This window comes from Chelativorans intermedius, from assembly GCF_025398255.1.
Lineage (GTDB): Bacteria > Pseudomonadota > Alphaproteobacteria > Rhizobiales > Rhizobiaceae > Chelativorans > Chelativorans intermedius.
The window spans coordinates 1-12120 of the sequence record NZ_JAODNW010000008.1; the positions used below are offsets into that span (position 1 = coordinate 1).

A 12120-nucleotide genomic window follows, 5' to 3' on the forward strand; every position below is an offset into this window, starting at 1 on the left:
AGGGGCGGGTCGCTTCAACATGACCCAGTGAATCAAAAACCCCCGGCCAAAGCCAGGGGTTTGTCAGCGGTCTGAGCGGGCCGACGGGCCCGCTTTCCGATCTCGCCGATGGTTGCAAGCTTCAGCGCTTGGAGAACTGGAAGGAGCGGCGGGCCTTGGCGCGGCCGTACTTCTTGCGCTCCACGACGCGGCTGTCGCGCGTCAGGAAGCCGCCCTTCTTCAACACTGCGCGCAGCTCCGGCTCATAGTGGGTGAGCGCCTTGGAGATGCCGTGGCGCACCGCGCCCGCCTGGCCCGACAGGCCGCCGCCGGTGACCGTGGCGACGATGTCGTACTGGCCGTTGCGGTTGGCCGCCACGATGGGCTGCTGCAGGATCATCTGCAGCACGGGGCGGGCGAAATACTGGTCGAACGCCTTGTCATTCACGGTGATCTTGCCCGTGCCGGGCTTCACCCACACGCGGGCGATGGCGTTCTTGCGCTTGCCGGTGGCGTAGGCGCGGCCATGGGCGTCGAGCTTCTGCACGAGCCGGGGTGCCTCGGCCTCGGGCGCTGCGGCCTGCGTGGCCTCGCCCAGCTCCTGGAGGGAATTGATTTCAGCCATATGCCTTGACCCTTACATTCTTCCTGCTCAGCGCCGCGACGTCGAGCTTCTCGGGATTCTGGGCGGCGTGGGGGTGCTCGGCACCCGTGTAGACGCGCAGATTCTTCATCTGGCGGCGGCCCAGCGGCCCGCGCGGGATCATCCGCTCCACCGCCTTCTCGATCACGCGCTCGGGAAAGCGCCCCTCGATGATCTGGCGCGCCGTGCGCTCCTTGATGCCGCCGGGGTGGCCCGTGTGCCAGTAATATTTCTTGTTGTTGTACTTCCTGCCGGTGAAGACCACCTTGTCGGCATTGATGATGATGACATTGTCGCCATCATCCACATGCGGGGTGAAGGTGGGCTTGTGCTTGCCGCGCAGGCGGTTGGCGACGATGGAGGCGAGGCGGCCGACGACGAGCCCTTCGGCGTCGATCAGGATCCACTTCTTCTCCACCTCCGCAGGCTTCTGCGAGAAGGTTTTCATGGTCGTTCCGTCCGTATCTTGCAGACCCGGCCCGCAGGCAGGGCGTTTCTTGTTGCTTGAACCGATGGCCCAAAGGCCCTCGAAAAATCGGGCGAATGCCGCAACCGGCGGGCTTATAGGAGGGGCGAGACGGCAAGTCAAGCACAATCGGAGGATTAACGCCCAGCAAAATACAGTAAAATCAATGCGTTGAAAAAACGGTATCATATTACCTCAAATTCGGAGGCCTTCGCGCGCCGCCGGAGCAAGCCGGGAGCGGCCATCCGTTTCACGGCTGATCTTCCGGCGGCACTGTGATAGGGGAGGGCAGACGGTGAAGGGAGAGAGACCATGGCCGAAGTCTCGGCAGAAACGCGCAGCCCGGCGAAAACCCTCGTGGAGAGCCATCTTGAAGGCGGCGTCCTGACGCTCACGCTTGCCAATCCGCCCGCCAACGCGCTGTCCATCGCCATGATGGAGGCTCTCAAGGGCGCGCTTGACAGGGCGCGCGAGGACGAGCGCGTGGCGGTGATCGTGCTTGGCGCCGCGGGTAAGGTGTTCTCGGCCGGTCACGACCTGAAGGAGATGACGGCCCACCGCGCCGATGCGGACCGCGGCAGGGCCTTCTTCGCCCGCACCATGGCGCTGTGCTCCTCCCTCATGCAGGCCATCGTGCGCCATCCGCGGCCGGTGATCGCGGCGGTGGACGGCGTGGCCACGGCCGCCGGCTGCCAGCTCGTGGCCTCCTGCGATCTGGCGGTGGCCAGCGAGAGGGCGCGCTTTGCCACGCCCGGCGTCAATATCGGGCTGTTCTGCTCCACGCCCATGGTGGCGCTGTCGCGCAACGTCGCGCGCAAGCACGCCATGGAGATGCTGCTCACCGGCGAGATGATCGACGCGCACACCGCGCTTTCCTTCGGCCTGGTCAACCGGGTGGTGGCGCCGCAGGCGCTGAATCGGACTGTCATGGATTTCGCGCAAACCATTGCGTCGAAATCGCCTTTGACGCTGAAGATCGGCAAGGAAGCCTTCTATGCCCAGGCGGAGATGGGGCTGGCCGAAGCCTATGAATATGCCGCCCGTGTGATGGTGGAGAACATGATGGCGCGCGACGCGGAAGAGGGCATCGGCGCCTTCATCGAGAAGCGCCAGCCGCAGTGGAGAGGTGAATGAACCACGACGCCTACGAAAATTCCTATATCTCCGGCATCCTCAACGCGGTGAAGTCGATCGCCATCGTCGGCGCATCGGCCAACGAGGTAAGGCCCAGCTTCTTTGTCACCAAATATCTGATCGACAAGGGTTACAGGGTCTTCCCCGTCAATCCCGGCCATGCCGGCAAGCCGATCGCGGGCGCCATGACCTATGCCTCGCTGGCCGACCTTCCCGAGCCCGTTGACATGGTGGACATCTTCCGCGCCTCCTCCGCCGTGCCCGCCATCACCGAGGAGATCCTCGCCATGGATCCCCTGCCGAAGGTGGTATGGATGCAGCTCACCGTGCGCGACGACGCCTCCGCCGCCAGGCTGGAGGAGAAGGGCATCAAGGTGGTGATGAACCGTTGCCCGAAGATCGAGTATGGCAGGCTTTCCGGGGAGATCGGCTGGAACGGCGTCAACAGTCGCGTCATCTCCTCGAAGAAGCCGCTCCTGCGCCAGGGCTTCCAGAGCTTCGGCATTCGCGCCAGGTAACGGCGGCGGCCGAAGCGGAGAATATTTCTCCTCAGTCCACCCGAAAACGGACAAATCTTCTTTGCCTCGCCGGCCCGCCTTTGTATGGATGGCGGGAAAGAGAACGGAGGAAACCCCATGACCGAGCGCACGCCCGGCTTCAACACGCTTGCCATCCACGCCGGCGCCCAGCCCGATCCTGCCACCGGCGCCCGCGCCACCCCCATCTATCAGACGACGTCCTATGTCTTCGACGATGTGGACCATGCCGCCTCGCTGTTCGGGCTCAAGGCTTTCGGCAACATCTACAGCCGCATCATGAACCCCACCCAGGCGGTGCTGGAGGAGCGCATCGCGGCGCTGGAGGGCGGCACGGCAGCGCTGGCCGCCGCCTCCGGCCATGGCGCGCAGCTCCTCGTCTTCCACACGCTCATGCAGCCGGGCTGCAACTTCATTGCCGCCAGGAAGCTCTATGGCGGCTCCATCAACCAGTTCGGCCACGCCTTCAGGAATTTCGACTGGCACGTGCGCTGGGCCGACCCGGAGGACATCGACAGCTTCGAAAGCCAGATCGACGAGAAGACCCGCGCCATCTTCGTGGAGAGCCTTGCCAATCCCGGCGGCACCTTTGTCGATCTGGAGGCCATCGCCGCGGTGGCCCGCCGCCACGGCCTGCCCTTCATCGTCGACAACACCATGGCCTCGCCCTATCTCCTGCGCCCCATCGAGCACGGTGCCGACATCGTCGTGCATTCGCTCACCAAGTTCCTGGGCGGGCACGGCAACTCCGTGGGCGGCGTGCTGGTCGACTGCGGCACTTTCGACTGGTCGAAATCCGGCAACTATCCCATGCTGTCCGAGCCGCGGCCCGAATATGGCGGCATGGTGCTGCACGAGACCTTCGGCAACTTCGCCTTCGCTATTGCCGCTCGCGTGCTGGGCCTGCGCGATTTCGGGCCGGCGATCTCGCCGTTCAACGCCTTCCTCATTCTCACCGGCATCGAGACGCTGGCGCTCAGGATGCAGCGTCACTGCGACAACGCGCTGAAGGTCGCCACCTGGCTCAAGGAGCAGCCGCAGGTGGCCTGGGTCTCCTATCCGGGCCTGCCCGACGACCCCAACCACGAGCTGATGCGCAAATACGCGCCGAAGGGGGCGGGTGCCGTCTTCACCTTCGGGCTCAAGGGCGGTTTCGAGGCCGGGGTGAAGGTGGTGGAAAGCGTGGAGCTGTTCTCCCATCTCGCCAATATCGGCGACACGCGCTCGCTCATCATCCATCCGGCGTCCACAACGCACCGCCAGCTCTCCGACGAGCAGAAGGTGGCTGCCGGCGCCGGCCCGGACGTCATCCGCCTGTCCGTCGGGCTGGAGGACGTGGACGACATCATCGCCGACCTGGAGCAGGCGCTCGCCGGCATCTGAGAGGCAAGGGGGCTCACCAGCGGCAGAGGAGCCGCTCGAGCCCGTGGAAGTGATAGGTGTCCCGGTAGCGGGGCGCCTCCGCAAGCCGCAGCGCGGGCAGCCGCGCGAAGAGCACGTCGAGTGCCACCTGCAGCTCCAGCCGGGCAAGCGGCGCGCCGATGCAGAAATGGATGCCGGCGCCGAAGGAGACATTCTTCTGGTCGCCGCGCGCCGGCAGAAAGGCGCGCGGCTGCTCGAAGGCCCGCGGATCGCAATTGGCCGCCCCCAGCATGAGGCCCACCGTCTCGCCGGGTTTCAGGCGCACGCCCTCGGCCACCTCCACCGCCTCATAGGCATGGCGGGTGAACATGTGCAGCGGCGGGTCGAAGCGCAGACACTCCTCCACCGTCGCCGCCGTCGCCTGCGGCGTCGAGAAGAAGCGGCGCGGATCGCCGCCCTGGGCGAGCAGGGTCGCAACGGCGTTGCCGAGCTGATGGACGGTGGCCTCGTGGCCGGCATTGAGCAGCAGGATGGTGGAGGAGACGAGCTCGTCCTCCGTCAGCCTGTCGCCGCTTTCCCGCGCCGCGACGAGCAGCGACAGAAGGTCGTCGCCCGGCCGGGCGCGACGCTCCGCCGCGCAGTCGCGGATGAAGGCGGCGAAGGCGCGCGCCGCCTCGTTGGCCGCCTCTTCCACCGCCCGGGTGCGCCCGTGCATGTACATGGCGACCATGCGGTGCGACCATTCGAGAAGCTGCGGGCCCATCTCCACCGGCACGCCCAGCATCTCGGCAATGATGGTGATGGGCACCGGCGTCGCATAGGCGGGCAGCAGATCGGCCTCGCCATCGGCCTCGAAGCCGTCGATGAGCCGGTGGCACAGCGCTGCGATGCGCGGGCGCAGCCGTTCCACCTGGCGCGAGACGAAGGCGCGGTTCACCAGCGTTCTCAGCCGCGTGTGGGCGGGCGGTTCGAGCTCCAGCATGGAGTTGGCCTCCACCGCTGCGAAGTCCTTCAGATGCGGCGCATCGTAGAGCGTGCCGCCCGCCGGTAGCTGCCGGCCCAGCCGGCGGTCGCGCAGGGCCCGGTTCACCTCCTCGAAGCCGGCAAGACACCACATCCCGTAGTCTTCCCAGTAGACGGCGCGCGCCGCCTCGTGGAGCCGGGCATAGGCGGCATAAGGATCCTGAACGAACGCCTCGGCATGCGGGTCGAGCCGCAGGTGCCGGTCGCGAAGGGAGAAGGAAGGGGTGTCGGCGATGCTCATGCGCCTGTCTTACCGCCGATCGCGCCCGGCGCAAGCGGCCGTTTCCCGGGCGGGAAAAACATGGCCTTGCACAGGCGGGAGCGGGCGTCCTATATCGGCATCAGTGGAAAAGGACGAATCTGTCGCACGCGCCGAGGAGCCGGCGCGCCTCGCAAAGAAGGTATCCCTGCATGTCGAATCCCGTCGAGACCGCGATGAACCTTGTGCCGATGGTCGTCGAACAGACGAACCGCGGCGAACGCGCCTACGACATCTTCTCGCGCCTCCTGAAGGAGCGCATCATCTTCATCACCGGGCCGATCGAGGACGGGATGGCTTCGCTCGTCTGCGCGCAGCTTCTCTTCCTCGAAGCGGAGAACCCGAAGAAGGAGATTGCGCTCTACATCAACTCGCCGGGTGGCATCGTCACCAGCGGCATGGCGATCTACGACACCATGCAGTTCATCCAGCCGCCGGTGTCCACCCTGTGCATCGGCCAGGCGGCCTCTATGGGCTCGCTGCTTCTGACGGCGGGCGCGGAGGGCATGCGTTTTGCCACGCCGAATGCGCGCATCATGGTTCACCAGCCCTCCGGCGGCTTTCAGGGCCAGGCGTCCGACATCGAGCGCCACGCCCAGGATATCATCAAGCTGAAGCGGCGCCTGAACGAGATCTATGTCAAGCACACCGGCCGTGATTACGAGACCATCGAGAAGACGCTCGACCGCGACCACTTCATGAATGCCGAGGAGGCGAAGGAGTTCGGGCTCATCGACAGGGTCATCTCCAGCCGCGAGCTCGTCGAGGGGCCGGGGGCCTCGTGAGGTGTCGGGCGCGGCGCGCCGGCTGCGAGTCGAAAATTAGCGGCATGCTGCGGCATTTCCGTCACATTTTCCTGTTCCCTAAGCGCTGGCAACCGCTTACGTTAAGCCTATGTTGAAGTTCGATCCCCTAGTTTTTGCTGGGGAATCTTGCCGTGCTTTCCGATTCGTGTTTCGCTCGGAAAGTGACAGGGGAGAAGATGCGGGGCAGGCTCGGGCTTTCCTTCCGGCATTGATCCCCTGCGGCAGACGGCCTCGCGAAGCGGCGCCGGTGGTACTGAAAGGACATGTGAGATGAGCAAGATCGGCAACAGCGGCGGCGATTCCAAGAACACGCTGTACTGCTCCTTCTGCGGCAAGAGCCAGCACGAGGTGCGCAAGCTGATCGCCGGACCGACCGTCTTCATCTGCGATGAATGTGTCGAGCTGTGCATGGACATCATCCGCGAGGAAAACAAGTCCTCGATGGTGAAGTCGCGCGAGGGCGTGCCGACCCCGCAGGACATCCTCAAGGTCCTTGACGATTATGTGATCGGCCAGGCCCATGCCAAGCGCGTGCTGTCGGTGGCCGTCCACAACCACTACAAGCGCCTGGCCCATGCCGGCAAGAACCAGGATGTGGAACTGGCCAAGTCGAACATCCTGCTGATCGGCCCGACCGGCTGCGGCAAGACGCTGCTTGCCCAGACGCTGGCGCGCATCATCGACGTGCCCTTCACCATGGCCGATGCGACGACGCTCACCGAGGCCGGCTATGTGGGCGAGGACGTTGAGAACATCATCCTGAAGCTGCTGCAGGCGGCCGACTACAATGTCGAACGCGCCCAGCGCGGCATCGTCTACATCGACGAGATCGACAAGATCTCGCGCAAGTCGGACAACCCCTCGATCACCCGCGACGTCTCGGGCGAGGGCGTGCAGCAGGCGCTTCTGAAGATCATGGAGGGAACGGTCGCCTCCGTGCCGCCGCAGGGCGGCAGGAAGCACCCCCAGCAGGAGTTCCTGCAGGTCGATACCTCCTCGATCCTGTTCATCTGCGGCGGCGCCTTCGCAGGGCTGGAGAGGATCATCTCCGACCGCGGGCGCAAGACCTCCATCGGCTTTTCCGCCAATGTTGCCTCGCCGGAGGATCGCCGTGCCGGCGAGCTTCTGCGCCAGGTGGAACCGGAGGACCTGTTGAAGTTCGGGCTCATTCCCGAGTTCGTGGGACGCCTGCCGGTGCTCGCCACGCTGGAGGACCTGGACGAGGAGGCGCTGGTGCGCATCCTCAGCGAGCCGAAGAACGCGCTCGTCAAGCAGTACAAGCGCCTGTTCGAGATGGAGAATGTGGAGCTCACCTTCCACGAGAACGCGCTGACGGCGATCGCCCGCAAGGCCATCGAGCGCAAGACGGGCGCGCGCGGCCTGCGCTCCATCATGGAGGCGATCCTGCTCGACACCATGTTCGAGCTGCCGGCGCTGGAAGGCGTTCAGGAGGTCGTGATCTCGGACGAGGTGGTGGCCGGCAATGCCCGCCCCCTCTACATCTATGCCGAGCGCGAGAAGGAGAAGGGCAGCGTCAGCGCGTGAGGAGAGGGCGTTTCCATGGGCTGAGAGGGCGCGGCGGAAAGGCCGCCTCCCGGCCCATGCGTGCCGTGCGGAAGACGCGCCGGCGCTCCACCCTTGATCTTCGGCGCGCGCACCTCCACCTATGGAGCGTGTGGCGGGTCCCGTCCCCCGCGTCGGCGTTGCAAGGCAAGCTCATCGTCGAGGGGACGGTGTCCCCGATGGCAAAAACTCCGCGGCAGGCACGTCGAGCGGCCGCGGGTGAAAAAGGCTGAGAAATGACAAACACCCCCAAGACTTCTGGTGAAATGCTGTTCCCGGTGCTGCCCCTGCGCGACATCGTGGTGTTTCCGCACATGATCGTGCCGCTTTTCGTGGGGCGCGAGAAGTCGATCAAGGCGCTGGAGGAGGTGATGGGTGCCGAGAAGCAGGTGCTTCTGGCCACCCAGATGAACGCCGCCGACGACGACCCGGAGCCCAGCGGCATCTACGATGTCGGCACGCTCGCCAATGTGCTGCAGCTTCTCAAGCTGCCCGACGGAACGGTCAAGGTGCTGGTGGAGGGGGCGGCGCGCGCCCGCATCACCGGGTTCACCGGGCGCGAGGACTTCCACGAGGCGCGCGCGGAGATTCTCGAAGCGCCGCAGGAGGACGAGGTTGAGATCGAGGCGCTGGCCCGTTCGGTGCTCGCCGACTTCGAGAACTATGTGAAGCTCAACAAGAAGATCTCGCCCGAGGTGGTGGGCGCGGCCAGCCAGATCGAGGACTATGCCAAGCTCGCCGATACGGTCGCCTCGCACCTGGCCATCAAGATTCCCGAGAAGCAGGAGATGCTGGCCACCCTGTCGGTGCGCGAGCGCCTGGAAAAGGCCATGGGCTTCATGGAGGCCGAGATCTCGGTTCTGCAGGTGGAAAAGCGCATCCGCTCGCGCGTCAAGCGCCAGATGGAGAAGACGCAGCGCGAGTACTACCTCAACGAGCAGATGAAGGCGATCCAGAAGGAGCTCGGCGAGGGCGAGGACGGCCGCAACGAGGTGGCCGAGCTCGAGGAGCGTATCAAGAAGACGCGGCTTTCCAAGGAAGCGCGCGAGAAGGCTCAGGCCGAACTCAAGAAGCTGCAGACCATGTCGCCCATGTCGGCGGAAGCCACGGTCGTGCGCAACTATCTCGACTGGCTGCTCTCCATCCCGTGGAAGAAGAATTCGAAGGTGCGTCACGACCTGGGCTTCGCCGAGGAAGTGCTGGACGCCGACCACTACGGCCTGGAGAAGGTCAAGGAGCGCATCGTCGAGTATCTTGCCGTCCAGTCGCGGCAGAAGAAGCTGAAGGGTCCCATCCTGTGCCTCGTCGGCCCTCCGGGCGTCGGCAAGACCTCGCTCGGCAAGTCGATCGCCCGTGCCACGGGCCGCGAGTTCGTGCGTATGGCGCTGGGTGGCGTGCGCGACGAGGCCGAGATTCGCGGCCATCGGCGCACCTATATCGGCTCCATGCCCGGCAAGGTGATCCAGTCGATGCGGAAGGCCGGCAAGTCGAACCCGCTGTTCCTGCTCGATGAGATCGACAAGATGGGCATGGATTTCCGCGGCGATCCCTCCTCGGCGCTTCTGGAGGTGCTGGACCCCGAGCAGAACGCCACCTTCATGGACCACTATCTGGAGGTGGAATACGACCTGTCGAGCGTCATGTTCGTGACGACGGCCAACACCCTCAACATCCCGCCGGCGCTGATGGACCGCATGGAGATCATCCGCATCGCCGGCTACACCGAGGACGAGAAGATCGAGATCGCCAAGCGGCATCTGTTGCCCAAGGCGGTGCGCGAGCATGCGCTCCAGCCCAAGGAATTCTCGGTCACCGACGGAGCGCTGCAGACCATCATCCGCACCTACACCCGTGAGGCGGGCGTGCGCAATCTGGAGCGCGAGCTGATGAAGCTGGCGCGCAAGGCGGTCACCGAGATCCTGAAGTCGGGCAAGAAGTCGGTGAAGGTGACGGAGAAGAACCTGGCCGACTATCTGGGCGTGCCGCGCTTCCGTTTCGGCCAGGCCGAGGGCGAGGACCAGGTGGGCGTCGTCACCGGCCTTGCCTGGACCGAGGTGGGCGGCGAGCTGCTGACCATCGAGGGTGTCATGATGCCCGGCAAGGGCAAGATGACGGTGACCGGCAACCTGCGCGACGTCATGAAGGAGTCGATCTCCGCAGCCGCCTCCTACGTGCGCAGCCGGGCCGTTGACTTCGGCATCGAACCGCCGATCTTCGACAAGAAGGACATCCACGTGCACGTGCCGGAAGGCGCCACGCCCAAGGATGGCCCCTCGGCCGGCATCGCCATGGTGACGGCGATCGTTTCCGTGATGACCGGCATTCCGGTGCGCAAGGACATCGCCATGACGGGCGAGATCACGCTGCGCGGCCGGGTGCTGCCCATCGGCGGGCTGAAGGAGAAGCTGCTGGCGGCCCTTCGCGGCGGCATCAAGAAGGTGCTCATCCCGGAGGAGAACGCCAAGGACCTGGCCGAGATCCCGGAAAACGTGAAGAGCGGTCTGGAGATCGTGCCGGTCAGCCGTGTCGGCGAGGTGCTGGAGCACGCGCTCACCCGCAAGCCGGAGCCCATCGAATGGGTGGAGCCGGTGGCCGCCGCCCAGAAGGTGGAGGTTCCCGGCGAGACGGGAAGCCAGACCGTCGCCCATTGAGGCGGCGCGCCGAACGGCGCGAACCGGGTTTTCGGCCCCGCTGCCGCGCCGGCAATGCAGCGCCGGCAGCGCGGGCGGAAACGCCACACACATCAGGGGCCGGCCTCTCGGGGCCGGCCCTTTGTCCAGAAAAGCGCGGAAAACCGGGGATTTTTCGCTTCTCCGGCTTATTTCCCGCTTGGTCGGCCCCCCACTTCTTCATAAACTGCCAACCCAGCCGGTTGAGTCGCTCTCCGGCCATAATAGAAAAGGGGTTTGTTGTTTATGAACAAGAACGAACTGGTATCCGCCGTTGCCGAGCAGGCCGGTCTTTCCAAGGGCGACGCCCAGTCGGCCGTCGACGCGGTTTTCTCCGTTATCACGGACGAGCTGAAGAAAGGCGGGGACGTTCGGCTTGTCGGTTTTGGCAATTTCAGCGTTTCGCGGCGCGAGGCCTCCACGGGCCGCAACCCGCAGACCGGCGCTCCGGTGGAGATCCCGGCGCGCAACGTGCCGAAATTCTCGGCAGGCAAGGGCCTGAAGGACGCGATCAACTGATCGACCGCGGTCAACCGCGGCCCCACACCGTCGGACAAAGGCCGGGCCTGCCCCGGCCTTTTCCTTTGGCGCCAACGCGCATCAGCCTCCCCAAACCTCCCAAATGGGAGTTGTGCCCGTACCCCACCCATTGATCAATAGCCCGAACGAAGCGGTCTTCGAAGGGAAGGCCGCGCAGGACAGGGGGAAGGCAACATGCGATCTCACAGGGTGTTTTTGACGGGCAGCGTGGCAATTGCGGCTCTCGGACTGGCCGGATGCGGCGGCAGCGGCTCGACGAGCGCCATCGTCGACGCGCTCTTTGCGGAGGATGTCGGTACGGCAGCCGAAGCGCTCGACGACGGAAAGACGCTGAAAGCCTATGATGGCAAGATGTCCTCGACGCTCCACCACGAGGACGTGCGCAGACACGATTCGGCAAAAGTCTCCATAAAGAAGAACGATGCCGGTGGCATCGACGTCACCGTAAACGGCAAAACGGAAAGCTATTCGTCAACCCACGTCTCGGATGACGGGTATGGGTTCGAAAGCGATGATGGTCACCGCAATATCTACACCTGGAGTGCGCCCAGTGCGCAGGATGCCGTCAACGGCACAGGTGGCTATCCCTATCATCAGATATGGGGATATCACTGGTGGGACCCGGAAAGCGACGATCCCGGCATGTTCGGTTTTGCCGTTGTGGGCACGGAGACAACGTCCGAGGTGGTGGCGGCCCGAACCGATAAGGCCACCTATTCGGGCACTGCCTTTATTCGCAGCTACGGTTCTGACGGGAGCGTCCATGATCGAACGGATATAAAGGGTGATCTGTCGTTGACCGCAGAGTTCGATGAAGGAAAGATTTCTGGCCTGGTGAACAATGTGGAAGGAAGAGAGCGCGTCAATGACGTGAATGGTCCTTGGACTGCGGTGACGGGCGGCGAAATTGCGCTGCAGGAAGCCGATATTTCCGGCCACGGCTACGAAGGCAAGATCGCCCCCAATGACACGTTCAACACGGCATTGGGTGTGACGGAAATCGACGGAACGTACCGGGGCAAGTTCTTCGGTCCTGATGCCGAGGAGACGGCCGGCGTCATCTCGGCCTCCGGTGTCGCGGATGGCGAGGACTTTATTGCGACAGGCTCCTTCAGCGCAGACGAGGACTGAGCGCCTTCG

General features: G+C 64.7%; 11 protein-coding genes. 8 read left to right on the forward strand and 3 right to left on the reverse strand.

Features of this window, described 5'->3' with window-relative positions; all coding sequences use genetic code 11:
- Positions 1-121 precede the first annotated feature (121 nt).
- Both rpsI and rplM read right to left on the reverse strand, forming a co-directional pair.
- Complete coding sequence (gene rpsI, locus NYR58_RS07970; protein WP_261519973.1) at positions 122-604, reverse strand: 30S ribosomal protein S9; 483 nt, start codon at positions 602-604, stop codon at positions 122-124.
- Positions 597-1070 carry a 50S ribosomal protein L13 gene (rplM, locus tag NYR58_RS07975; protein WP_261519974.1) on the reverse strand — a complete coding sequence of 158 codons (474 nt, stop codon included), beginning with the start codon at positions 1068-1070 and terminating at the stop codon, positions 597-599. Before rplM ends, rpsI begins: the two co-directional genes overlap by 8 nt.
- Positions 1071-1400: 330 nt before the next feature.
- Between rplM and NYR58_RS07980 the strand changes: the two genes are divergently transcribed.
- The 3 genes from NYR58_RS07980 to NYR58_RS07990 all read left to right on the forward strand — a co-directional run bounded on the left by NYR58_RS07980 (position 1401) and on the right by NYR58_RS07990 (position 4141).
- A complete protein-coding gene (locus NYR58_RS07980; RefSeq protein ID WP_261519975.1) occupies positions 1401-2222 on the forward strand; it encodes an enoyl-CoA hydratase in 822 nt (273 codons plus the stop codon).
- The gene (locus NYR58_RS07985) at positions 2219-2740 is read left to right on the forward strand and encodes a CoA-binding protein (protein WP_261519976.1); all 522 of its coding nucleotides are present in this window, start codon (positions 2219-2221) and stop codon (positions 2738-2740) included. Before NYR58_RS07980 ends, NYR58_RS07985 begins: the two co-directional genes overlap by 4 nt.
- Before the next feature lie 117 nt (positions 2741-2857).
- The gene (locus NYR58_RS07990; protein ID WP_261519977.1) at positions 2858-4141 is read left to right on the forward strand and encodes an O-acetylhomoserine aminocarboxypropyltransferase; all 1284 of its coding nucleotides are present in this window, start codon (positions 2858-2860) and stop codon (positions 4139-4141) included.
- A 13-nt stretch (positions 4142-4154) separates the two neighbouring features.
- Here the strand turns inward: NYR58_RS07990 and NYR58_RS07995 are convergent, their stop codons facing one another.
- On the reverse strand, positions 4155-5384 hold the full coding sequence (locus NYR58_RS07995) for a cytochrome P450 (protein ID WP_261519978.1): 1230 nt from the start codon (positions 5382-5384) through the stop codon (positions 4155-4157).
- 170 nt (positions 5385-5554) lie between these two features.
- Between NYR58_RS07995 and clpP the strand changes: the two genes are divergently transcribed.
- The 5 genes from clpP (at position 5555) to NYR58_RS08020 (ending at position 12111) form a co-directional block, all read left to right on the forward strand.
- Positions 5555-6187, forward strand: coding sequence for an ATP-dependent Clp endopeptidase proteolytic subunit ClpP (gene clpP / locus NYR58_RS08000; RefSeq protein ID WP_261519979.1), 633 nt, complete (start codon positions 5555-5557; stop codon positions 6185-6187).
- A 291-nt stretch (positions 6188-6478) separates the two neighbouring features.
- A complete protein-coding gene (clpX, locus tag NYR58_RS08005) occupies positions 6479-7753 on the forward strand; it encodes an ATP-dependent Clp protease ATP-binding subunit ClpX (RefSeq protein WP_261519980.1) in 1275 nt (424 codons plus the stop codon).
- A gap of 254 nt (positions 7754-8007) precedes the next feature.
- The gene (lon, locus tag NYR58_RS08010) at positions 8008-10422 is read left to right on the forward strand and encodes an endopeptidase La (RefSeq protein WP_261519981.1); all 2415 of its coding nucleotides are present in this window, start codon (positions 8008-8010) and stop codon (positions 10420-10422) included.
- Between the two features lie 264 nt (positions 10423-10686).
- Positions 10687-10959: a DNA-binding protein HupB gene (gene hupB / locus NYR58_RS08015; protein WP_261519982.1), complete on the forward strand. Its 273-nt coding sequence runs from the start codon at positions 10687-10689 to the stop codon at positions 10957-10959.
- Positions 10960-11154: 195 nt separating this feature from the next.
- Positions 11155-12111 (forward strand): transferrin-binding protein-like solute binding protein, encoded by a 957-nt coding sequence (locus tag NYR58_RS08020; protein WP_261519983.1) that lies wholly within the window; start codon positions 11155-11157, stop codon positions 12109-12111.
- The last annotated feature ends 9 nt before the right edge of the window (positions 12112-12120 follow it).